Source organism: Streptomyces sp. CHD11 (genome assembly GCF_018638295.1).
GTDB lineage: Bacteria > Actinomycetota > Actinomycetes > Streptomycetales > Streptomycetaceae > Streptomyces.
The window spans coordinates 15,884-39,654 of sequence record NZ_JABTTS010000026.1; the positions used below are offsets into that span (position 1 = coordinate 15,884).

The window sequence follows — 23,771 nt, forward strand, 5'->3', positions numbered from 1 at the left end:
GGTTCCTATTCTCCTGCTCCGCCGTGGAGGCTCTGCACCGGGTGGGCGGTGAGCTGCTGCACAGCGCGCAGGTCACCCTGGATCTGGTCGGCGGCGGCGTACGCGCTCGCGACGCACGCGGGGACGCCGACACCGTCGTAGGCCGCGCCGCACACGGCGAGCCCGGCGAGGCCCGCGAGGTGCGCGCGGACACGGGTCACGCGCGCGTGGTGGCCGACGGGATACTGCGGCAGGCCGTCGTCCCAGCGGGTGACGCGGGTGGCGACCGGAGTGGCGGACAGGCCGGTGGCCGCCTTCAGGTCGTGCCGTGACACCTCCACGAGACCGGCGTCGTCGCGGCCGAGGATCTCCGTCTCGCCGTGGCGGCCCACCGAGGTGCGCAGGATTACCAGGTCCGGGTTCTCCCCGGCGATCCAGCCCCACTTGCGGGAGGCGAACGTGGACGCCTTGATGGTGTGTCCGTCGACGGGCGGGACGAGGAATCCGCTGCCCCCGGGCAGATCGGTCTCCGCGCGGCGGTAGGCGAGGGTGACCAGCGCCATGGAGGCGTACTCGACTCCGGCGAGTTCGGCGGCGGCGCCCGGCGCCTCGGCGCGCAGCAGGGCGGCGGCGGCCGGGGCGGGCACGGCGACGACGACGGCGTCGGCCCGCAGTTCCCGGTCCCCGGCGACGACCCGCCAGCCGGTCTCCGGTTCGCGGCGCAGATCCGTGACCGGTGTCCCGGTCAGGATCCCGGCGCCCCGCGCCCGCACGGAGTCGGCGACGGCGAGCGGGAGGGTGCCCACTCCGCCCGCGATGCCCATGAACACCGGGCCGGTCTGCCGCGCGGCGGCGGCCTTCGCCTGGATCTCGCGGACGCCCTCGGTCAGGGAGGTGTGGCTGCGGGCGGCCTCGAAGAGCTGCGGGACCGCCGCGCGCATCGAGATGCGGTAGGCGTCGCCCGCGTACACCCCGCCGAGCAGGGGCTCGACGAGGCGGTCGACGACCTCGCGGCCGAGCCGGGCCGCCACGTACTCGCCGACCGCCACGTCGTCGCCGACCTCGGTGCGGGGCAGGTCGGCGTCGCGCCCGATCCGGGCCACCCCTTCGTCGGACAGCACGCCGGCGAGGGCGTCGGCGGTGCCGGGCACGCCCATGACGTGCCCCTTGGGCATGGGGCGCAGGGCGCCGCGGGTCCACAGCGCGGCGGACGCGGTGGCCGGCGGCTGGAGCCGGTCGGCGAGACCCACCTCGCGGGCGAGGCCGACCGCCTCGGGGCGGCGGGCCAGCAGGGACTCGGCGCCGAGGTCGACGCGGGCGCCCGCGATCTCGCCGGGCAGCAGCTTGCCGCCGACCCGGTCCGAGGCCTCCACCACGGTGACCCGCGCCCCGCGTTCCAGCAGCCGGTGGGCGGCGGCCAGCCCGGCGATTCCGGCTCCGACGACGACGACCCGCGGCCCGTCGCCCGCATGTGTTCCGCTCATGGCTCCACCTTCTCAAACGGCACCGGCGCTTCCGCGAGGGCCATGTGGCCCTGACGAGTCCCTACCGTGACCTCATCGGAACCGTCCGGCGCAAACGGCCAGGGCCCCCGCCGCGTCGAAGGAACGTCAGTGCTTCACAACCGGGGGGACCCGCTATGTACATACGACGATCCGTTCGACCCGCCCACGCCTTGGCCGGGGTGCTGCTGGCGGTGGCCCTCGCGGTCACCGGGTGCAGCGGTACGGGCAGCGACTCGGCCGGTTCCGGGGCCGACGACAAGGCGGCCGCCGCGCCGGCCGAGGGACAGCGGGAGGCCGCGCGGGACGAGGGCGCCGAACAGGGCGCGCCCGGCGGTCCGGCGGACGCCGCCGGGACGGCCGCACCGCCGAGGGCCACCGTGAACCACATCATCCGCACCGCCTCGCTGACCGTGCGGGTCAAGGACGTGCCCGAGGCGCTGGACGAGGTCCGCACGACGACCGCGGACGCGGGCGGCTACGTCGGCGACGAGAACACCCGCCGGGACCCCACGGGCCACGAGCACACGCACATCGAACTGCGCGTTCCCGTCGCCAGGTACGCGGACGTCCTCGCCGGGCTCGAGGGAACGGGCGAACTCGTCGAACGCCGGGCGAAGGCGGAGGACGTCACCGACCAGGTGGTCGACGTGGAGAGCCGGATCACCTCGCAGCGGGCCAGTGTGGTCAGGATCCGCGAGCTGATGGACCGGGCGACCAGGCTCAGTGACGTGGTCACGCTGGAGGGTGAACTGAGCACCCGCCAGGCGGACCTGGAGTCCCTGCTGGCCCAGCAGGCGTCCCTGAAGGACCGTACGAGCCTGGCGACGATCACTCTGTCCCTGTCGGAGGCGCCGGCGGAGAAGGGCGGGAAGGACGACGACGAGCCCGGCTTCGTGGACGCTCTCGCGGGCGGCTGGGACGTGTTCGTGACGATGCTGCGCTGGCTGATGGTGGCGGTCGGCGCGGTCCTGCCGTTCGCGGCCGTGGCGGCGCTGCTGGTCCTGCTGTGGCTGAAGGCCGTACGGCCCCTGCTGTCGCGACGCGCCCGGACCTCGGCACCGGTCCCGGCTGCGCCTGCGGGTCCGGCCCCGACTGCGGCTCCGACTGCGGCTCCGACGCAGCCGGGCGGCGGGCAGGAGAACCAGCGGGGCTGAACGGTCGGGCTCCGGACTGCCGGGCGGCCCCGCCCCGTAGCGTGTCCGCATGGACAAGAGCGAGGCGCGCGGCGCGCGGGAACGTCTGGTGGTGATCGGCGGTGACGCCGCGGGCATGTCCGCGGCGTCGCAGGCCCGCCGGCTGAAGGGCCCGGACGAACTGGAGATCGTGGCGTTCGAACGGGGCCACTTCACCTCCTATTCGGCGTGCGGCATCCCCTACTGGGTGAGCGGCGACGTCCCCGACCGTGACCGGCTGATCGCGCGCACCCCCGAGGAGCACCGCGCGCGGGACATCGACGTGCGGCTGCGCACCGAGGTCACGGAGATCGACCCGGGGCGGGGCCGGGTGCGCACGCGTGACGTGGATTCCGGGGCCGAGTCCTGGACGTCGTACGACAAACTGGTGATCGCCACCGGTGCGCGGCCCATCCGCCCGGACCTGCCCGGTATGAGCGCCTCCGGGGTGCACGGTGTGCAGACCCTGGACGACGGACAGGCTCTGCTGGACACGCTGGCGGGCGCGCGGGGGAGGCGCGCGGTGGTGGTCGGCGCCGGGTACATCGGCGTGGAGATGGCCGAGGCGATGATCAAACGCGGCTACCAGGTGACGGTCGTCAACCGCGGCAGGGAACCCATGGCGACGCTCGACCCCGACATGGGCCGCCTGGTGCACCGGGCCATGGAAGGCATGGGCATCACCATGGTGAACGACGCCGAGGTCACGAAGCTGCTGACGGACGGCGACGGCCGGGTCCGCGCGGTGGCCACGGCGCGGTCCGAGTACCCGGCCGACGTCGTCGTCCTCGGTATGGGCGTGCGGCCCGAGACGGCCCTCGCGCGGGCGGCCGGGCTCCCCCTGGGGGACTCCGGCGGGCTGCTCACCGACCGGTCGATGCGGGTGCGCGGGTACGAGAACATCTGGGCCGGCGGCGACTGTGTGGAGGTGCTCGACCTGGTCTCCGGTCAGCAGCGGCACATCCCGCTCGGCACCCACGCCAACAAGCACGGCCAGATCATCGGAGCGGGCGTCGGCGGCGGCTACGCCACCTTCCCCGGCGTGGTCGGCACCGCGGTCAGCAAGGTGTGCGATCTGGAGATCGCGCGCACGGGACTGCGGGAGAAGGACGCCCTGCGCGTGGGGCTGCGGTTCGAGTCGGTCACCATCGAGTCGACCAGCCGCGCGGGCTACTACCCGGACGCCTCACCCATGACGGTGAAGATGCTCGCCGAACTGCGCACGGGCCGGCTCCTCGGTGTCCAGATCGTCGGCCGCGAGGGCGCCGGCAAGCGGGTCGACATCGCGGCGGTCGCCCTCACGGCCGGTATGACCGTGGAGCAGGTGACAGCCCTGGACCTCGGCTACGCCCCGCCCTTCTCCCCGGTCTGGGACCCGGTCCAGGTGGCGGCCCGCAAGGCGGCGGCGAGGATCAGGGCGGTCATGTGAGGGGGTGCGGGGCCGGAGCGATGTGCGGCTCCGCCGCGTGGGCGCGGCCGGCCCCGTACGGCCGGCACCGCACGACGGGACCGCACCCCTACGGCGCCGCCCGTGAAGCCCTCACCCCGTCCCGTTGATCCTCTCGATCGCCTGCCGCGCCTGTTCGGCCGGCGGCCGGGACGGCAGCGAGGACACCGAGCCGCTGGCGGCCGGCACCGGCGCCGGCGCCGGCTGCTCCCCCGCCGGCTTCGCGTGTGCCGCGGCCTTCACGGAACGCAGCCGGTGGCTCACCGCCTCGTCCAGCGTCACCGGCCGCTTCGCCTGGGCGGCGAGCCGCCCCGCCTCCTGGCCGAGCCGCGCGATGTCCTCCCAGGGGAGGCGCACCACCAGCGTGAGCTCGGCCTCGCCGTCGGGCAGCGCGTGTATCGCGGGGGTCACTCGGTCGTTCATCGCCTGTCGTCCTCACGTCGGCGCCGCGGCCCCTTCCCCGCGCCGCGTGCGGTTGACGAGTCATACGCACGCCCGCACGGCCGTGTTCAGCGCGGCCTCGGATTCACCCGTCCCCGCCCGGGCACATGGGGGATGTGGTCATCCCCGTCCATGACATGAATCCGGCGCGGCGCACCCCGTGGGTGACGTACGCGCTGCTCGCCGCCAACTTCGCGGTCTTCGTCGGCTTCACGCCGGGTGTCGTCGACTCCCTGACCGGCGGGAGCAGCCTGGCCGAGCTGTGCCGTCTGCAGGCGTTCCTGGACCGCTACGCGGCCGTCCCGCAGGAGCTGATCCACCACCGCATGCCGCACCTGGTGCCCACGGGCGAGACCGGGGTGGGCCCGCAGGGTCCGGGATGCGTGGTGGACCGGCCGGGGTACGAGAAGTCCGCCGAGCTGAGCGTCCTCACGGCGATGTTCCTGCACGGCGGCTGGCTGCACCTGCTGGGCAACATGCTGTTCCTGTGGATCTTCGGCAACAACGTCGAGGACCGCATGGGGCACGTCCGGTACCTGCTGTTCTATCTCGTCTGCGGGTACGCGGCGTCGTACGGCTTCGCCCTGCTCAACGCCGGCTCGGGCGACCCCCTGATCGGTGCCTCGGGAGCGGTCGCCGGTGTGCTCGGCGCCTATCTGGTCCTCTATCCGAAGGCCCGCGTCTGGGTCCTCGTCCCGTTCCTGATCTTCCTGCCGCTGCGCCTGCCCGCCTGGATCGTGCTGGGCTCCTGGTTCGTCCTGCAGGCGTTCTACTCCGCCGGCCAGGGTGTCTCCAGCGCCGGCACCGTCGCCTACGTGGCGCATGTGGCCGGTTTCGCGGCCGGCATGCTCCTCGCCTGGCCGCTCAGACCCGGCACTCCCCCGCCCCCGGAGCCACCCGGAGTCCTCTTCGGCCGGCGGGCCCGGTGACCCCGGCCGCGCGGGCCGCCGCCTGTGCTTCCCTGACGGTATGGATACCGAGAACTCCGCGACCGCGGTGCGGAAGCCGCACGTCCGCGTCCGCCCGAGGGCCGATCACGACCTCGACAGCTGCGCGCGGGTCCTCGCGGAAGTCCATCGGTGCGACGGATACCCGGTGAACTGGCCCGACCGGCCCGGCGAGTGGGTGTCGCCGGGCGCCGCGCCGGGGGTCTGGGTCGCCGAACTCGACGGCCGGGTCGTCGGCCACGCAGTCTTGTCCCGCGGCGGCGAGGGAGACGTGGCCCCCGGTCTGTGGAGCGCGCGCAGCGGGGCGGGCAGGGACCTGACCGCGGTGGTCAGCCGGCTGTTCGTCGGCCCTCGGGCCCGGGGGCACGGCATCGGTGCGCTGCTGATCGGCCGGGCCGCCGACGAGGCCCGCGGGCGCGGCCTGCATCCGGTGCTCGATGTCGTGGCGTCCGACACCGGCGCCGTGGCGCTGTACGAGCGGCTGGGCCGGGAACGGATGGCCACGGTCGAGCAGCGATGGAGCCCGTCGCGGTCGGTGGTCGTCCACTGCTACGCGGCGGCGCCGTGAGGAGCCCGGGGGCGGGCCCGGTACCCCGCCTCCCGGGGGCCGCCGCGCGTCCGGCGCGTGTGCGGTGGGTCAGCGGGCGGTCCGCGTGTGGACGTACTCGACGAGGCGGGTCAGGGCGTCCGGGTCGGTGGACGGCATGACGCCGTGGCCGAGGTTGAAGACGTGGCCCTCCAGGCCGGCCGCGGCGTCCAGCACCTCCTGCGCCTTCGTCTCGACGGCCTCGGGGCCGGCGAACAGGACGGTCGGGTCGAGGTTGCCCTGGAGCGCCTTGCCGGGGCCGACACGCCGGGCGGCCTCGTCCATCGGGACGCGCCAGTCGACGCCGACGACGTCCGCGCCGGCCTCGCTCATGGGCTTCAGCAGCTCACCGGTGCCGACGCCGAAGTGGATGCGCGGGACGTCGTAGCCGGCCACTGCGTCGAACACCTTCACCGAGGCGGGCAGCACCGAGCGCCGGTAGTCGGCGGGGGCGAGCGCGCCGGCCCAGGAGTCGAAGAGCTGGACGGCCGAGGCGCCGGCCTCGATCTGCACCTTCAGGAACGCGGCCGTGATGTCGGCGAGGCGGTCGAGCAGGTCGGCCCAGAGCTCCGGGTCGCCGTACATCATCGCCTTGGCGTTCTCGTACGTACGGGAGGGGCCGCCCTCGATGAGGTAGCTGGCGAGGGTGAACGGGGCGCCCGCGAAGCCGATCAGCGGGGTGGGACCGAGTTCCCGGGTCAGGATCCCCATGGCCTCGGTGACGTAGGAGACGTCCTCGGGGGTGAGGTCGCGCAGCCGGGCGAGGTCGGCGCGGGTGCGGATCGGCTGCTCGACGACCGGGCCGATGCCGGGCTTGATGTCGAGGTCGATCCCGATGGCCTTGAGGGGGACGACGATGTCGCTGAAGTAGATCGCCGCGTCCACCCGGTGGCGGCGCACCGGCTGGAGGGTGATCTCGGCGACCAGCTCGGGCCGCATGCAGGAGTCGAGCATCCCGATGCCCTCGCGCACCTTCCGGTACTCCGGCAGTGAACGTCCGGCCTGGCGCATGAACCACACCGGCGTGTGCGGCACCGGCTCGCGCCGGCACGCCCTGAGGAAGGCTGAATCCCTGACCGCGTCGTTCTTGACGGGGTCGGTGGTCTCAGTCGGCATCTGGCCCGTCGGGCTTGCGTTGGCACTCACACCGGCCAGTCTCGCACGACCGGGCCGCCGGACCGACCCGAGGTCGTCCGGTACGCGGTGGACGCGGGCCGGGTTCCGGACACCCCCGGCCGGCGCGGGTGTCCTTCCCTGCGCCGGGGGCCCGTTCCGCTTAATCTTCCCCGCATGGCTGCGGCTCAGGGACGACTGTCGGACGGCGCTGGCGGAATGGACGAACAGAAGGGGGCCGAGGGGGATACCGGGCACGGAGGTGCGCCTCCGCCGCCCTTCCGAGCCGCTGTCGACGCGCTGCGCGGCGCGCGGCTGCGGCCCCAGATCGAGGCGGAGTCCACGCCCGCGCCGAAGCGGCTCGCGCCGTACGCGTACGCGCTGGAGGCCGCGGTCGTCGACGGCGAGGAGGACCTGGCCGACGGGCGGCTGGTGCTGCTGCACGATCCGGCCGGGCACGACGCCTGGCGGGGCACCTTCCGACTGGTGACGCTGGTGCGTGCGGAGCTGGAGCCGGAGATGGCGGCCGACCCGCTGCTGCCGGACGTGTGCTGGTCGTGGCTGACCGGCGCGCTCACGGCGCGCGGGCTGTCGTACGGCGAGCCCAGCGGCACGGTGACGCGGGCGAGTTCCCACTACTTCGGCGGGCTGTCCGCGCGGCCGGCCGCCTCGCAGATCGAGATCCGTGCCTCGTGGACGCCCCGGGAGGGGCTGGGCGGGGTGCCGGACACGGGCACCCATCTGGTCGCCTGGTGCGATCTGCTGGCTCAGGTGGCGGGGCTGCCCCCGGCCGCTCCCGGGGACGCGTCGGTGGTGACGCTGCCCCAGCGCAGGGGGCCGCAGTCGCGCTGAGCTTCCCCTGCGGGGCCCCCCGCAACCATCCATGACGATCTCTTTGTCGATACGGCCACAATCGGAAGCGTTTCGACGCAGACCGAAACCGTTCGATCTTCGAATGATCGACCGTGCGTCCGAATTGCCCAGATTGTTACTCACTACTTCGTGATCATTTCCTAAAGGACTCCAGGTTTGCTGCCGAAGACGACTGTGACCTTGAAAGCACGGTTCGTCCCGGCACACCCCCCACGAGCCGGCCCCGCCCCGCCCCCCAGGAGGCCTGGTGTCCGTTCTCCTCGAGCAGCCCGCAAGCCTGGTCGCCTACCGCCCGAACAAGCCGACCGCCATGGTGGTCGTGGCCGACCCCCGCGTCCGTTCCACCGTCACCCGCCATCTGTGGGCGCTCGGTGTGCGCGATGTCATCGAGGCCTCGTCCGTCGCGGAGGCTCGTCCCCGCATCGGCAACCCCCGCGACATCTGTGTCGCCGAAGTCCATCTGCCGGACGGTTCCGGCCTCACCCTTCTCTCCGAGACCCGCGCCGCGGGCTGGCCCAACGGCCTCGCCCTGTCCGCCGCCGACGACATCGGCGCCGTGCGCAACGCGCTGGCCGGCGGGGTGAAGGGGTACGTCGTCACCGGCACCCGCACCAACCTCGGGCTCCCCTCCCGGCCCGGTGCCGCCCCCATCGGCGCCGCCGCCGCCCGGCTGCACCGCCGCCCCCCGGGTGCCCCGAGCCACCCGGGCGGCTACCGCGAACTGTCCGGCCGCGAGGTCGAGGTACTGCGACTGGTGGCGGAGGGCCAGTCGAACAAGGCGATCGGCGTCTCGATGGGCCTGTCCGCCCTGACCGTCAAGAGCCACCTCGCCCGCATCGCCCGCAAGCTCGGCACGGGTGACCGTGCCGGAATGGTGGCGGTGGCCCTGCGTACCGGCATCATCCACTGACCCCCGTCCCCCTGATCCGCGCCCGTCGGCGTCCCCCTGCCGGCGGGCGCCTTCCCACACCCGGCGGCGCCGCCCGCGGCGGCCTGTTCTCGCTGGTCGGCCCCGCCCCGGCACGTAGGGGAAGGTCAGGCGCCGGCTCCTGCGGATACTCTTGACAGGTGACCGACGCCCACGACACCGCAGCAGACAGTTCACTGCGCACCACCGGAGGCGCCCCTCCGGACGACGGCGGATCTTCTGCTACGGAGGCGCCGATCCCCTTGCTCGAACCGCGTGAGGGCATTCCGCCCGTGATCGCGGACGAGGCCGCCCTGGCCGAAGCGGTCGCCGCCTTCGCCGCGGGCACCGGCCCCCTCGCCGTCGACGCGGAGCGCGCCTCCGGCTACCGCTACGGCCAGCGCGCCTACCTCGTCCAGCTGCGCCGCGAGGGCGCGGGCAGCGCGCTGATCGATCCTGTCACCTGCCCCGACCTGTCCGGTCTCGGCGAGGCCCTGTCCGGTGTCGAGTGGGTGCTGCACGCCGCCACCCAGGATCTGCCCTGTCTGCGCGAGATAGGCATGCTGCCCAGCCGCATCTTCGACACCGAACTGGCCGGACGGCTCGCCGGGTTCCCCCGGGTGGGACTCGGCGCGATGGTCGAGAACGTGCTCGGCTTCACCCTGGAGAAGGGCCACTCCGCCGTCGACTGGTCCACCCGCCCGCTGCCCGAACCCTGGCTGCGCTACGCCGCACTCGACGTCGAACTGCTGGTCGACCTGCGGAACGCCCTGGAGAAGGAACTGGAGCGGCAGGGCAAGCTCGACTGGGCCCGGCAGGAGTTCGACGCCATCGCCTCGGCTCCGCCGCCGGAGCCCCGCAAGGACCCCTGGCGGCGTACCTCCGGCATGCACAAGGTCCGCCGGCGCCGGCAGATGGCCGTCGTCCGGGAGCTCTGGGAGGCCCGCGACCGGATCGCCCGGCGGCGGGACGTCTCCCCCGGCAAGGTGCTCTCCGACGCCGCCATCGTCGAGGCCGCCCTCGCGATGCCGGCGAACCACCACGCCCTCGGCGCGCTGAACGGGTTCGGGCAGCGCGTGGGGCGGCGCCAGCTCGAGCAGTGGCAGGCCGCCGTCGACCGGGCGAAGGCTCTGAGCGAGGACCGGCTGCCCCAGCCCGGCCAGCCGGTGACCGGCCCCCCGCCGCCGCGCGCGTGGGCCGACAAGGACCCGGAGGCCGCGGCACGGCTGAGCGCCGCACGGGCCGGGGTGAGCGCGGTGGCCGAGCGGCTGGGGATGCCGGCGGAGAACCTGATCACTCCGGACACGGTGCGGAGGGTCTGCTGGGAGCCGCCCCAGCCCGCCGACGAGCAGGCGGTCGCCGCGGCGCTGGCCGCGCACGGGGCGCGGCCCTGGCAGATCGAGCAGGTCACCCCGGTGCTGGTCGCCGCGATGTCCTCCGCGGGGGCCTGAGCGCCGTATGGCGGCTGTCGCCTTCGGCGCGTGCGGCCGCCACGTCGTGACGGGGCGCGCGGTTCCCCGCGCCTGGCATGGATGCGTGACAGATGAGGCGCCGAAGGAGCGGGAAGACGGCCGGCGTGGGAGGGATGACCAGGACGGCGCCCGCCGAGATGGTCTCCCCGTGCGCTCCGAAGGGGCCCTTGAAGCGGAACAGAGACGTCGGGATCACGCCAAGATCCTCGGAGTGGTGGACGTCGATCCCCTTCACGATCACCACCGTCGCGATCGTCGACGTGTCGCTGCCGGCGTGGGACGGCTCTCTCGCCCCCGCCGCCCCTTCCCGTCCCAACCCCGTGGCTCCGCCCCGGACCCCGCTCCTCGAACGCCGGAGGTGCTGACATCCAGCCCTCCGGCGTTTGAGGAGCCAGGGTGCGGGGGCAGCACCCCCGGCGGGGGCGAAAAGCGAGGGGCCCGGCGTACGGCCGGTCGTGTGATGTTCGCCGCTCCGGGGGCCGGGACTGGGCAGTCACGTTACTCATAAGTAGCATGGCCCGTAAGCAAGCGCTCAGCATCCCGTACTGGAGGAGAGCCATCGTGCCTCGTACCGTCAGGGACGTCGTCTTCGTCGACGGCGTCCGCACCCCGTTCGGCAAGGCGGGCCCGAAGGGCATCTACCACGAGACCCGGGCCGACGACCTCGTCGTGAAGGCGATCCGGGAGCTGCTGCGCCGCAACCCCGGTCTCGACCCGAAGAAGATCGACGAGGTCGCCGTCGCCGCGACCACGCAGATCGGCGACCAGGGCCTGACCATCGGCCGCACGGCCGGCATCCTGGCGGGCCTGCCCACCTCTGTCCCCGGCTACTCCATCGACCGCATGTGCGCCGGTGCCCTGACCGCCGTCACCTCGGTGGCCGGCTCCGTCGCCTTCGGCGCGTACGACGTCGCCATCGCGGGCGGTGTCGAGCACATGGGCCGCCACCCGATGGGCGAGGGCGTCGACCCCAACCCGCGCTTCGTGAGCGAGAAGCTGGTCGACGAGTCCGCCCTGTTCATGGGCATGACCGCGGAGAACCTGCACGACCGCTACCCGAGCATCACCAAGCAGCGCGCCGACGAGTACGCCGTGCGTTCGCAGGAGAAGGCCGCCAAGGCGTACGCCGACGGCAAGATCCAGGCCGACCTGGTGCCGGTCTCGGTGCGCCGCACCAACGAAGAGGCCGGTGAGACGGGCTGGGGCCTGGTCACCGCCGACGAGCCGATGCGTCCGGGCACCACCCTGGAGAACCTGGCCGGTCTGAAGACCCCCTTCCGCGTCCACGGCCGGGTCACCGCCGGCAACGCGGCCGGTCTCAACGACGGCGCCACCGCCTCCCTCATCGCGAGCGAGGAATTCGCCCGCGAGAACGACCTGCCGGTCAAGATGCGCCTCGTCGCGTACTCCTTCGCGGGCGTGGAGCCCGAGGTCATGGGCTACGGCCCGATCCCGGCCACGGAGAAGGCGCTCGCCCAGGCGGGCCTGTCCATCTCCGACATCGGCCTGTTCGAGATCAACGAGGCCTTCGCCGTCCAGGTCCTGGCCTTCCTGGAGCACTACGGCATCGCCGACGACGACGGGCGCGTCAACCAGTACGGCGGCGCCATCGCCTTCGGCCACCCGCTCGCCTCCTCCGGCGTCCGTCTGATGACGCAGCTGGCCCGCCAGTTCGAGGAGCGGCCCGAGGTCCGTTACGGCCTCACCACCATGTGCGTCGGCTTCGGCATGGGCGCCACGGTCATCTGGGAGAACCCGCACTTCGAGGGGGACAAGTGAGCACCACCGCAGAGCTTCTGAAGGGTGCGGCCGAGCTGTTCCCCGGCGAGGTCGTCACCAGCGCGCACGTACGCCACTTCGACCTGCCCCTGGGTGCCGGGCGCTTCGCGCTCATCACCCTCGACAACGGTCACGACCACACCAAGCCGACCACGCTCGGCCCGCAGTCGCTGGCGAACATCGACGCCGCGATCGACCGGGTCGAGAAGGAGGCCGCGGCCAGTGAGATCGTCGGCGTCGGCGTCACCGGCAAGCCGTTCATCTTCGCGGTCGGCGCCGACCTCAAGGGCGTCGAGCTGCTGAAGCGGCACGAGGACGCGCTCGCCATCGGCAAGGGCGGCCACGACGTCTTCAAGCGGCTGTCGCAGCTGGCCGTGCCGACCTTCGCCTACTACAACGGCGCCGCCATGGGCGGTGGCGTCGAGGTCGGTCTGCACTGCGCCTACCGCACGGTGTCGGCCGCCCTGCCCGCCTTCTCGCTCCCCGAGGTCTTCCTCGGTCTGGTCCCCGGCTGGGGCGGCTGCACGCTGCTGCCGAACCTGATCGGCGCCGAGAAGGCCGTCTCGGTCATCATCGAGAACAGCCTCAACCAGAACAAGCAGCTCAAGGGCCACCAGGTCTACGAACTCGGCATCGCGGACGCGATCTTCGAGGGCGCGGACTTCCTGGAGCAGTCGCTGATCTGGACCGCGTCCGTCCTCAGGGGCGAGATCGTCGTCGAGCGTCCGGTGATCGACCGCGGTGAGGCCTGGGACCAGGCCGTCGCCAAGGGGCGCCTCATCGCCGACTCCAAGGTGCACGGCGCCGCCCCGGCCGCCTACCGCGCCCTGGACATCATCGCCGCCGCCAAGGACGGTGACCTGCAGAAGGGCTACGACGCCGAGGACAAGGCGCTCGCCGACCTCATCATGGGCGGTGAACTGCGCTCCGGCATCTACGCGTTCAACCTGGTGCAGAAGCGCGGCAAGCGTCCCGCGGGCGCCCCGGACAAGTCGCTGGCCCGCCCGGTCACGAAGGTCGGGGTCGTCGGCGCCGGTCTGATGGCCTCCCAGCTCGCGCTGCTGTTCCTGCGCCGACTGGAGGTGCCGGTCGTGCTGACCGACATCGACCAGGAGCGCGTCGACAAGGGTGTGGGCTACGTCCACGCCGAGATCGACAAGCTGCTCGGCAAGGGCCGGATCAGCCAGGACAAGGCCAACCGTTTCAAGGCGCTGGTCTCGGGTGTGCTGGACAAGGCCGAGGGCTTCGCGGACGCCGACTTCGTCATCGAAGCGGTCTTCGAGGAGATGGGCGTCAAGCAGCAGGTGTTCGCCGAGATCGAGGCGGTCGCCCCGGCGCACGCGATCCTCGCCACCAACACCTCCTCGCTGTCGGTCTCCGAGATGGCGTCGAAGCTGAAGAACCCCGAGCGGGTCGTGGGCTTCCACTTCTTCAACCCGGTCGCCGTCCTCCCGCTCCTCGAGATCGTCCGCGGTGAGCGGACCGACGACGCCTCGCTGGCGACGGCGTTCGGTGTCGCCAAGAAGCTGAAGAAGACAGCGGTGCTCGTCAAGGACGCCCCGGCGTTCGTGGTGAACCGCATCCTGACCCGCTTCATGGGCGAGATCCAGAACGTCATCGACGAGGGCACCCCGGTCGAGGTCGCCGAGAGGGCCGTCGAGCCGCTCGGTCTGCCGATGTCGCCGCTGGTGCTGCTCGAACTGGTCGGTCCGGCGATCGGTCTGCACGTCTCCGAGACGCTCAACAAGGCGTTCCCGGACCGCTTCACGGTCTCCCCGAACCTCAAGAAGGTCGTCGGGGCGGGCAAGCGCGGCTTCTACGTCTACTCCGCCGAGACCGCCAAGCCCGAGCTGGACCCCGAGGTCGCCGCGCTGCTCGAGCAGGGCGACACCGTCCTCACCGAGGAGCAGGTGCGGGCGCGGGTGCTGGACGCGGTGGCGCAGGAGATCGGGCTCATGCTCGACGAGGGCGTCGTCGCCGAGGCGCAGGACATCGACCTGTGCCTGATCACCGGCGCCGGCTGGCCCTTCCACCTGGGCGGCATCACGCCGTACCTGGACCGTGAGGGCGTCTCCGAGCGGGTCAACGGCAAGCGGTTCCTGGAGCCGGGCGTGGCGTCGGTTCCGGCGTAACGGCCGTACCGCACACAGGAGAAGGGCCTTCGCCGTCAGGGCGGAGGCCCTTCTCCGTCGTCCGGCGCCGTCCTGTTCCGCCGCGGCGAGAACGAGGCCGTGCCCTCACACCCTCACACCTCGCGCCAGGCCTGGAGGGCCAGTCCCGGTTCGTCCTTGCGGCGGGTGAGCATAAGGGTGCCGGTGGACGGGTCGAGGGTGGCCGCGACGAGTTCGCCGTGCTCGTCGAGTGCGACGGACACCGTGGCGTCCGCTGGAAGTTGGGGGCCGGACTCGGTCCACCAGGCCCCGGCCCGCTCCTGTTCGGTGGGGTAGGCGGCGAACGCGATCCGGCCGCTCGCGGCGCGCTGGGCGAGCACGGTGCAGTCGTTGCCCTCTATCACGCAGCGCACGGCGGACACCGGGCCGGGACCGGCCGCGGTGAGGAACGGCACGGGTGCCCCTCCGGGACGCCAGGCGCACACCTCGCCCCGCCGGTCGGTGAAGTAGAGGGTGGTGTGCTCGGCGGAGGTGGCCAGGGCGCGCAGGGTGCCCGGTTCCGCGGACACGTCGAGGCTCTCCGCCCGTACGGGCCGCCTGTTGGGGTCCTCCTGACGCCAGTGCAGGATCCGGTCCGGAGCCGCGGCGAACAGCCCGGTCCTTCCCAGCTCGCTCGTCACGGCTGTCAGCTGCTCATGGACGCGCTGTCCGCCGAGGTCCACCCACGGGTACCAGCCGCCCTTCTCCCTCTGCACGAGCACGCTCACGCCTCCGCCCCCGTTGCGGACGAAGACGAACGCGCGGCCCCGCGCGTCGACGGCCACGGCCGGGGTTCCGGTGCGGTCGCCCGTCCGGTTGGGGTGACCGATCGGGCTCCAGTCCAGCGGGGCGAGCCGGGGACGGAAGTGGGTGGAGTGCACCAGGACGGACCCGCCGTCCGCCGTGGGCCGCCACGCGGCCAGATGGGCATAGCCGTCGGCGCCCTGGCCGACGGCCGGCCCCGGGCGCACCCTCTGTTCCCCGCCGATCCCGCGGGGCGCCTCCCAGGGGCCGCCGGGGGCGAGTTCCGCGCGGCACAGGACAGCGTCGTCCGACGGCAGGTAGACGGTGAGGCGGCCATCGCAGCCGCGGAGAAGCCAGTCGCCGTTCACCAGTTCACCCTATGCACAGCGGTTCCGCGCGCGCGGGCGGGTCCGGCCCTCGTGGGACGCTGGCCCCATGAACGACACCGCCGCCCTGCTCGTGATCGTCGACGCCGCGAATGTCGTCGGGTCGGTGCCCGACGGGTGGTGGCGGGACCGCCGGGGCGCCGCGGAACGGCTGCGCGACCGGCTGGCCGCGGACGGCCTGCCCGGCCGTACCGGCCCGGTGGAGATCGTCCTGGTGGTCGAGGGCGCGGCCCGCGGGGTGGAGTCGGTGCCGGGCGTCCGCGTGGAGTCCGCTCCGGGCAGCGGGGACGACCACATGGTCGCGCTGGTGGCCGGTGCGGACGACCGTCCGGTCCTGGTCGTCACGGCCGACCGCGAGCTGCGCCGCAGGGTGGCCGCCCTGGGCGCGGAATGCACCGGTCCCCGCTCCGTACCCCGCTGACCCGGGCGCCCCTTCGTACGGCGGACCGCGGGCCGCCCGTCCGGGCGCCTGCCCGCCGGGCCCCGGCACGCCCCGGGAGAGCGGACAGGAACGCCCGCGCACCGCCCTCCGCGGGCGGCCGGACCGGGCACAAGAGCAGCCCGACCGTGCTCCGCGCCCCTCGGGACCGGAACCGGCCGACGGCGAGGCGACCGCAGGCCGGCTCCGTCCGGCAACCGAGGCACCGGGCCGCCGCCCGCGTCCCCGGTGGCCGTGAGCGGTACGCCGTACGACCGGCCGCCGACCGTACCGCGGGGCGGGCGGGCCGGATCCCGTCGGGAGCCGGTGCCCCGTGCCGGGGGCCGCCGCCCGGGTGTTCAGTCCCGCTTTCCGGTGGGCGGGGCCAGGCGCTGGTGGATCAGGTGGGCGAAGTGGGTCAGGGTGCGGCCGGTGGCCAGGTCGGCCGGGCCGAGGCGGATGTCGAACAGGTCCCTCGTCCGCATCAGGAACTGCATCCCCAGCAGTGAGTCCAGCCCGAAGTCGGTGACGTTGACCGCGGGGTCGAGGTCGGCCGGAGCGGTCTGCAGGACGCCGGCGAGGAGCTGGGTGATCGTCTCGGTGATCACGCGCACCGCCTCGTCCGCCGGGAGGTCCGCCAGCGTGCCCAGGAGCTCGTTGCGGTCGTCCGGGGAGGGCCCGGAGGACGCCGGGGCCAGCGGGGCGAACCGCGGGGTGGCGAGGGCCGGCAGCAGATGGCGGGCGGTACCCCAGCGGTAGCGGCCCGCCCCGGCGACGTCGGTGCCGCCGGCCGTGAGGTGGTCGGCGGTGGTCAGCACCTCGGCGGGAGTGAGCAGTTCGAGGCCGCGTCCGGCCATGGCGGGGCCGATGCCGCTGCGGGCGACATAGCCGGTTCCGCCGATGGGTCCCCAGGCCAGTGCCGTGCCCCTGCGGCCGGTGTCGCGGCGGGCCCGGGTGAGGGCTTCCAGGAAGGCGTTGGCCGCCGCGTAGGCGGCCTGGCCCGGGTTGCCGACACCGGCGGAGACGGACGAGTAGGTGAGGAACAGGTCCAGGTCCCGGTCGGCGGTGAGCCGGTCCAGCAGGGCCGCGCCCGCCGCCTTGGGCGCCAGGACGGCGGCGAAACGGTCGTCGGTGAGGTCGGCCAGTACCGCGTCGTCCATGTGCATCGCCGCGTGCACCACCCCGCGCAGGGGATGCCCGGTGGCGTCCACGGCCTCGATGACCCGGCGCAGCGCGGCTTCGTCGGTGACGTCGGCGGCGTGGGCGGTGGCGCGTACGCCGCGGTCGGTCAGTTCCCGCAGCAGGGCGGGCGCCTCGGGGGCGTCTGGTCCGCCGCGGGAGAGCAGGGCCAGGTGCCGGGCGCCGCGGTCGGCCAGGAGACGGGCGGTGGCGGCGCCGAGACCGCTCAGCCCGCCGGTGATCAGGTAGGTGCCCCCGCCGTCGAGGCGGAGAGTGCCGGGCGCGGGCTCCACGGGGACGGGTTCGTCCAGGGGGTCGAAGGTGACGACGACCTTGCCGGTGTGCCGGGAGTGCTGCAGGAGGTGGAAGGCCTCGTCGACCCGCGCGGCGGGACGGACCGTGTGGGGCAGTGGCCGGTACGTGCCGGAGACGACCTCCGTCTCGAAGTCCGTCAGCAGCCGGGACCCCAGTTCCGGGGAGCCGATGACGGCGTCGAGGTTGAAGCCGATGAAGGTGAGGCTGCGGTCGAACGGGCGGAGCGTGACCGGGTTGTTGAGGAAGATGTCCCGTTTGCCGAGCTCGATGAAGCGACCGTTCGGCCGCAGCAGGTCGAGCCCCTGCGCGATGGCCTCGCCGCTGAGGGAGTTCACCAGGACGTCCACGCCCCGGCCGCCGGTCAGCTCCCGTACCCGGGGGACGAAGTCGAGGCCGCGCGAGTCGAGTACGTGCTCGGCGCCGAGGGTGCGCAGCAGGTCCCGTTTGGTCTCCGTGCCGGCGGTGGCGATGACGCGGGCGCCCTGACGGCGGGCGCACTGCAGGACGGCCAGGCCCACCGCCCCGGCTCCGCCGTGCACCAGCACCGTCTCCCCGGGGGCGAGGCGGGCCTGGTCGACCAGGGTCCGGTGGACGGTGAGGAAGGCCACGGGGAAGGTCGCCGCTTCCGCGAAACCCATCCCGTCGGGGATGCGGACGACGGCGTCGGCGGCGGTCCTCGCGTGGGAGGCGAGGGCGGCGGGCACCAGGCCGCACACCCGGTCGCCGGGCTTCAGACCCCGTACGTCCGGTCCCACGGCACGCACGATGCCGGCGCCGTCGGTGCCCAGTCCGCGGCCGAGCGGGCTGTTCTCCACCGCTTCGGGCGGGAGCAGGCCGTTGGCCCGCATGGGGTCACGGTAGTTCAGGGCCACGGCCCGCATCTCCAGGGCCACCTCGCCCGGTCCGGGTTCGCCCGGATCCGTCTGCCGCCAGATCAGCCGCCGCCGCAGGCCGGGATCGCGGGCTTCGAGGATGTACGGCGTGCCGGCGGGGACGGCGGGTGGTTCGTCCGCCGGGTGCTGGACGTGCCGGGGGACGAACCGGCCCCGGGCGGTGAGGACGACCTCGTCCTCCTGGGCGGCCGGGTCGTCGCCGGGGGCGAGGAGTTCTCCGGCCAGGCGGCGGGCGTCGATGCCGGTGTCGCCGGTGCGGTGGCAGGACAGGCGGTGCAGGCGCAGGTCGGGGCGCTCGTTGGCGAGGGTGCGGCAGGCCGCCCAGACGGCCGCGTCGACCGGGTGGGACGGCTGTTCAGGGGCGGGGAAGAGGCCGGTCGGACGGGTGATGAGCCATACCCGGGGGCTCGTACCGCCCTTCAGGCCGTCGCAGGCGGCGGCGAGGGAGCGCAGGAGGGCCGCCCGGCGGGTGGTCCGGGTGACGATGTCGTGCGGGCCGGGTTCGGCGAGCAGCAGGACGACGTGCGGGTCGGAGTCCGTGGGCAGCGTCCCGCGCCAGGCGGTGGCCCCGTCGGGCGCGGTGAGGACGGTCGCCCCGCCGAGGTGGGCGGCCAGGGCCCGCGCGGTCTCCGTCTCGGTCCCGTCCTCGACGGCGATCACCCAGGCGGCTCCGGGAAGCGCGCGCGGGAGCGCGGCGTCCGGGGTCTGGTCGTGGTCGGCCGCGGCGAGGAGGACGGAGCGGTCCCCGGGTCCGGTCTGCACCACACCGGAGAAGCCGCACTGCCGCAGCAGGGGCGCCCACCGGTCGCGGGGGAGGATGCGGGACGCCGGGCGCAGGGTGTGGTCGCCGCGCTCCCAGAAGTCGTTGAGTGTGCCGGACAGGAGGGCCTGGAGCCCGGCGTGGTGCGGTTCGGCCGCCAGCAGGTGGCCGCCGGGAGCCAGCACGGTGTGCAGCCGGCGCAGGGTGGCGGCCAGGTCGGTGGTGGCGTGCAGGGCGTCGCCCGCGAGGACGAGGTCGAAACCGCCCGGGGGCAGGCCCTGGCCGGCCAGGTCGGTGTCCGGGTCCAGGGTGCGATGGTCGACGAAGTCGTATGCGGCGAAACGGTGTTCGGCGCGGGTGAGCACGCTGCCGGTGGCGGCCGTGCAGGTGTAGCGGGTCCGGTCGGGCGGCAGCACGGGCAGGGCGGCGGCCGTCAGGGCGGTGGTGGTCGCGCGGAACTCCAGGACGCGCAGCGGGCGGTCGGCGGGCCAGCGGGCGACGATGTCTCCCAGCAGTGCCTGCACGGCGCGGTGGGTGAAGCGGTGGGCCGGGCCCGTCTCGTGGAGTTGCTCGTGGCTGGTGTCCCCGGCCGGCAGGAGCTCGCGCGCGTCGGCGCGTCCCCGCACCACGTCGGGCAGCCGGCGCAGCTGCCGGTTGAGGAGCAGTGTCTCGGCGCCGTATGCGGGGTGGTCCTCGATCAGGGCGCGCAGGCGTGCCTCGGCGTGGATCTCCGCGCCGGTCAACCGCCAGGTCTCCCCCTCCGGCCGGGCGAGGCCGTGCTCGGCCAGCAGGGGCAGCATCAGCCGGACGAGCCGCCGGTGCCGGGGCTGCAGTCCGCCGGCCACCAGCTCGGCCATGGTGAAGGGGACGGCGGGGTCGGTGAGGAGACCGCGCAGCGTCCCGGCCCAGCAGTGGGCGCCGGCCTGTTCGGCGGCGGCGGTGAACCGGTGGTGACCGCTGTCGTCCAGGGCTGCGCGGGCGGCGGCGACGCGCGGCTCGACGGCGCGCGCCACCTCGGCGGGCGCGGGGAGCGGAGAGGTCGGGGCGGGGGCCCACGGGTGGGGGGCGGCCCGGAGCACGGTGCGCTGGACGGTCAGCGGGGTGCGTTCGGTCAGGTGACCGCGGCGGGTGCGGCAGCCGTCGATCTCGGCGGTGACCGTGCCGTCCGGGTCGGCGTAGGTGATGTCCCAGCACATCTCGTTGGCGCTGCGGCTGCGGCGGCGCAGGTGTACGACGCCGGTGGGCGCGGGGGTGCGCCACACCCGTACGGCCGCGAAGACGGTGGGCAGGAAGGCGGCGTTCTCCGCTTCCGCCCCCGCGAGGGCCACGGTGGCCTGCAGCGGCGCGTCGATCAGGACCGGGTGGGCGGTGTAGGCGTCGGCGGTGTGCTCCAGCCGGTAGCCGACGAGGAGCTCGCCCTCACCGGCGTCGATGCGGTCGATGAGCTGGAAGTCGGGCCCGCAGTTCAGGCCGATGGCGTGGCAGGCGCGGTAGAAGTCCGGGCCGTCGATACGGCGGTCGCAGCGGGCCCGGACCGCGTCGACGTCGAGCGGGGCCGGCGCCGTACCGAGCAGGGTGCGTACCTGGGCGCGTACGACGGGCAGGCACTCCCCGCGGTGTTCCTCGCGGACGCTGATGGTCACGGCGCCGTCCTCGGGGGTGACCGCGGTCTGCAGGGCGACGGGCGTGGGGTCCGGCCACGGCACGGCCAGCGGACGGCCGATCTCCAGGTGCCGCACCTCGACCGGGCGGTCCAGGGCCCGGCGGCCGGCGCTCAGGGCCATCTCCACATAGGCGGCGGCCGGCATGAGGACGTCGTCCCCGATTCTGTGGTCGCCCAGCCAGGGCACCAGTTGCGGTTCGACGGTGCCGTGCCATACGGGGTGCGGGGCGGGCATCCGTTCGCCCACCAGCGGATGGTCCAGCAGGCCGCTGCCGCTGGTGCCCGCGACCCGGTCCTGCGCCGTGCCGTACCAGTGCCGTTCGTGCTGCCACGCGTAGGCGGGCAGGTCGGCCACCCGGCCGGGGCGGGGGAAGTGGTGCCGCCAGTCGGTGGCGGTGTCGGCGGCGAGGACGGCGGCGACCGCCGCCGCGGTCTCGCGGGGGCCGTCCCCGTCGCGGTGCAGGGTGGCGACGCAGGTGGCACCGGTGCGGCGCAGGTAGGGGCGCAGGACCGGGTGCGGGCCGATCTCGACCAGGACGCCGGCGTGCCCGGTGGTGAGGAGCGCGGCGGCCTCGGCGAAACGGACGGGCTCGCGGACGTTGCGCCACCAGTACGCGGCGTCGAGTTCGGGCCCGGCCAGCTCGGTGCCGGTGACGGAGGAGAGGAACGGGACGGCGGCCGGGGCGGGTTCGAGTCCGTCGAGTGCTTCGAGCAGCGGCTCCCTGATGGGGTCCATGGCCCGGCTGTGGAAGGCGTAGTCGAGGTCCAGTTCGCGGAAGAAGACGCCGCGGCCGGTCAGTTCGGCACCCCAGGCCGCGAGCGCGTCGGCGTCGCCGGCGACGGTGACGTCGCTCTCGCTGTTGATGCCCGCGATCTCGAGGGCGCCGTCGTGGCGGAGCAGTTCCTCGCGTGCCTGTGCCTCGGGCAGACCGACGGCGGCCATCCGGCCCCGGCCCGCCGTGGCGCCCTGGGTGCGGCTGCGCTCGGCGATCACCCGCGCCGCCTGTTCCAGCGTCAGGACGCCGGCGGTGTGGGCGGCGGCGACCTCTCCGACGCTGTGCCCGGTCACCGCCCGCGGGCGCACGCCGTGGGAGGCGAGCAGCGCGGTCAGGCCCACCTGCACGGCGAAGAGGGCGGGCTGGGCGATCTCGGTGCGCTGCCACTTCCGTGGGGACGGATGGGCCAGTTCCTTGGTGACCGACCAGCCCAGGTGGGGGGCCAGGGCCGCGTCGGCCTGCTCGACGGCCCGGCGGAAGGCCGGTTCGCTCTCCAGCAGGTCGGCGGCCATGCCCGGCCACTGGGAGGCGTTGCCGGAGAAGACGAACGCGGTCCCGGCCCGTTCACCGGTGCGCACCGTGGCTCCGCGGGCGGGTTCCGCGGCCGTCAGCAGGTCCAGCTGACGGGCGGCGTCCTGCGGGTCGGCGGCCAGTACGGCGGCCCGGTGCGGGTGCGCGGTGCGCCGGACGGTGCTGGTGTGGGCCAGGTCGTAGAACTCGCCGGGCCCGGTGTTCCGCAGCCGCTCGGCCATCCGGGCGGTCATCTGCTTCAGCGCCTTGGCGGAGCGTGCGGAGACGACCAGGGGCAGCGGGCGCCCGTCCGGCACCGGGCCGGTCCCGGACACCGGCCGGGCGGGGGGCGGAGTGAGGACGGCGTGGGCGTTGGCTCCGCCGAAGCCGAAGGCGCTCACTCCCACGGCGGACCGCTCCCCCACCTCCAACGGCACGGGGGCGGCTGCCGGCGCCAGTCCCAGGCCGGCGAAGTCGATACGGGGGTTGAGGGGAAGGGCGTGCAGGGACGCCGGTACCAGCCCGTGGCGCAGCACCAGGATCGCCTTGAGCAGACCGGCCATTCCGGAGGCGGGCTCCAGATGGCCGACGTTCGACTTCACCGAGCCGATCGGCAGGGGTCCGCCGCGGCGGCGCCGGCCCAGCGCCCGGCCGATGGCCTCGGCCTCCGCGGGGTCGCCGACCTGGGTGCCGGTGCCGTGGGCCTCGACGTAGACCAGGTCGTCGGCGTCGATCCCGGCCTCCGCGTAGACCGTGTGCAGCAGCGCCTCCTGGGTCTCGGCGCTGGGCACGATCATGCCGGTGCTGCGGCCATCGGTGTTGTTGCCGGTGGCGGCCAGTACGGCGTGGACCCGGTCGCCGTCCGCCAGCGCGTCCGCGAGACGCTTGAGGACGAGCACCGCGCCGCCCTCCGCGCGGACGAAACCGTCGGCGTCGGCGGAGAACGCCGCACAGCGCCCGCGTCGGGACAGCATGTTCGCGTAGGAGAACCCGGCGAAGGAGTAGGGGTTGGAGAGCACGTTGACGCCGCCGACCAGGGCGACGCGGCCTGTTCCCTCGCGCAGGGTGCGGCAGGCCCGGTCCAGGGCGACCAGGGCGGAGGAGCAGGCCGTGTCGACGGCCATGCTCGGGCCGCGCAGGTCGAAGGCGTACGACATCCGGTTCGCCGTGATGGACAGGGTGGCGCCGGGCATGGTGTGCGGGCTCGTGTGGTCCGACATCATCGACAGGTTCACGCCGTAGCCGGGGTCGGAGACGCCCACGTACACGCAGGTGTCCGAGCCGGCCAGTGACTCGGCGGGGACGGCGGCGTCGTCCAGCGCCTCGGCGGCCATCTCCAGCAGCAGCCGCTGCTGCGGGTCGATGTGCCGGGCCTCCGCGGGGGACATGCCGAAGTAGGCGGCGTCGAACGAGGCGACGTCCTCGAGGAATCCGCCGGCGGCGGTGTAGCTGCGGCCGGGGCGTACGGTCCCCGGGTCGACCGTCCGGTCGCGGGGCAGCCGGTCGGCGGGCATCTCGCCGACCACGTCCCGTCCGTCGCGCAGCACGGACCACAGTCCGTCCAGGTCCGTGATGCCCCCGGGGAGCCGGCAGCCCACTCCCACCACCGCTACGGCCCGTTCATACTGCTGCGTCGCCAATTCCCCGCCCCTTTACGCCGATTGCCGGACCTCGTACGGATTGAAGGGGACAACTGGCGGGAAAGCCAGCCCACATCACTCGTTGGGGTGGATACCGCCATCTAACCGTCATTCCG

At 74.0% G+C, this 23,771-nt stretch carries 15 protein-coding genes and 1 pseudogene; 10 read left to right on the top strand and 6 right to left on the bottom strand.

The annotated features are described in order from the left end of the window. Positions 1-5 precede the first annotated feature (5 nt). Positions 6-1,463: a protoporphyrinogen oxidase gene (gene hemG, locus HTV45_RS22985; protein WP_215207747.1), complete on the bottom strand. Its 1,458-nt coding sequence runs from the start codon at positions 1,461-1,463 to the stop codon at positions 6-8. Between the two features lie 155 nt (positions 1,464-1,618). Between hemG and HTV45_RS22990 the strand changes: the two genes are divergently transcribed. Both HTV45_RS22990 and HTV45_RS22995 read left to right on the top strand, forming a co-directional pair. Then, on the top strand, positions 1,619-2,638 hold the full coding sequence (locus HTV45_RS22990) for a DUF4349 domain-containing protein (RefSeq protein ID WP_215207748.1): 1,020 nt from the start codon (positions 1,619-1,621) through the stop codon (positions 2,636-2,638). Positions 2,639-2,687: 49 nt separating this feature from the next. After that, a complete protein-coding gene (locus HTV45_RS22995; RefSeq protein ID WP_215207749.1) occupies positions 2,688-4,085 on the top strand; it encodes an FAD-dependent oxidoreductase in 1,398 nt (465 codons plus the stop codon). A gap of 111 nt (positions 4,086-4,196) precedes the next feature. On the opposite strand, the gene HTV45_RS23000 is transcribed toward HTV45_RS22995, so the two are convergent. Continuing rightward, on the bottom strand, positions 4,197-4,526 hold the full coding sequence (locus tag HTV45_RS23000) for a hypothetical protein (RefSeq protein ID WP_215207750.1): 330 nt from the start codon (positions 4,524-4,526) through the stop codon (positions 4,197-4,199). Between the two features lie 134 nt (positions 4,527-4,660). Here HTV45_RS23000 and HTV45_RS23005 point away from each other — a divergent pair, with 134 nt between their 5' ends. Continuing rightward, the gene (locus HTV45_RS23005; protein WP_215207920.1) at positions 4,661-5,473 is read left to right on the top strand and encodes a rhomboid family intramembrane serine protease; all 813 of its coding nucleotides are present in this window, start codon (positions 4,661-4,663) and stop codon (positions 5,471-5,473) included. A 40-nt stretch (positions 5,474-5,513) separates the two neighbouring features. After that, entirely contained in the window at positions 5,514-6,059 is a 546-nt protein-coding gene (locus HTV45_RS23010) for a GNAT family N-acetyltransferase (RefSeq protein WP_215207751.1), read from the top strand. Positions 6,060-6,128: 69 nt separating this feature from the next. Here HTV45_RS23010 and hemE read toward each other — a convergent pair whose 3' ends face one another. Beyond that, positions 6,129-7,193, bottom strand: coding sequence for a uroporphyrinogen decarboxylase (gene hemE / locus HTV45_RS23015; protein ID WP_215207921.1), 1,065 nt, complete (start codon positions 7,191-7,193; stop codon positions 6,129-6,131). A gap of 174 nt (positions 7,194-7,367) precedes the next feature. On the opposite strand from hemE, the gene HTV45_RS23020 reads away from it, so the two are divergent. The 3 genes from HTV45_RS23020 to HTV45_RS23030 all read left to right on the top strand — a co-directional run bounded on the left by HTV45_RS23020 (position 7,368) and on the right by HTV45_RS23030 (position 10,421). Next, positions 7,368-8,042, top strand: coding sequence for a DUF3000 domain-containing protein (locus HTV45_RS23020; RefSeq protein WP_215207752.1), 675 nt, complete (start codon positions 7,368-7,370; stop codon positions 8,040-8,042). 268 nt (positions 8,043-8,310) lie between these two features. Further along, entirely contained in the window at positions 8,311-8,973 is a 663-nt protein-coding gene (locus HTV45_RS23025; RefSeq protein WP_103542798.1) for a response regulator transcription factor, read from the top strand. A gap of 158 nt (positions 8,974-9,131) precedes the next feature. Further along, positions 9,132-10,421 carry a ribonuclease D gene (locus tag HTV45_RS23030; RefSeq protein WP_215207753.1) on the top strand — a complete coding sequence of 430 codons (1,290 nt, stop codon included), beginning with the start codon at positions 9,132-9,134 and terminating at the stop codon, positions 10,419-10,421. Positions 10,422-10,488: 67 nt separating this feature from the next. Here the strand turns inward: HTV45_RS23030 and HTV45_RS34425 are convergent. Continuing rightward, positions 10,489-10,695, bottom strand: a pseudogene (locus HTV45_RS34425) (carbohydrate ABC transporter permease); the annotation flags it as partial. A gap of 308 nt (positions 10,696-11,003) precedes the next feature. Here HTV45_RS34425 and HTV45_RS23035 point away from each other — a divergent pair. After that, entirely contained in the window at positions 11,004-12,221 is a 1,218-nt protein-coding gene (locus HTV45_RS23035; protein ID WP_215207754.1) for an acetyl-CoA C-acyltransferase, read from the top strand. Then, entirely contained in the window at positions 12,218-14,353 is a 2,136-nt protein-coding gene (locus HTV45_RS23040; RefSeq protein WP_215207755.1) for a 3-hydroxyacyl-CoA dehydrogenase NAD-binding domain-containing protein, read from the top strand. The genes HTV45_RS23035 and HTV45_RS23040 overlap by 4 nt, the downstream gene beginning before the upstream one ends. Positions 14,354-14,466: 113 nt before the next feature. Here the strand turns inward: HTV45_RS23040 and HTV45_RS23045 are convergent, their stop codons facing one another. Further along, entirely contained in the window at positions 14,467-15,483 is a 1,017-nt protein-coding gene (locus HTV45_RS23045; RefSeq protein WP_215207756.1) for a hypothetical protein, read from the bottom strand. A 67-nt stretch (positions 15,484-15,550) separates the two neighbouring features. Between HTV45_RS23045 and HTV45_RS23050 the strand changes: the two genes are divergently transcribed. After that, complete coding sequence (locus HTV45_RS23050) at positions 15,551-15,922, top strand: NTP pyrophosphohydrolase (RefSeq protein WP_215207757.1); 372 nt, start codon at positions 15,551-15,553, stop codon at positions 15,920-15,922. A gap of 356 nt (positions 15,923-16,278) precedes the next feature. Here HTV45_RS23050 and HTV45_RS34875 read toward each other — a convergent pair whose 3' ends face one another. After that, positions 16,279-23,655, bottom strand: a complete 7,377-nt coding sequence (locus HTV45_RS34875) for a type I polyketide synthase (protein ID WP_215207758.1) — start codon at positions 23,653-23,655, stop codon at positions 16,279-16,281. Positions 23,656-23,771: the final 116 nt, after the last annotated feature.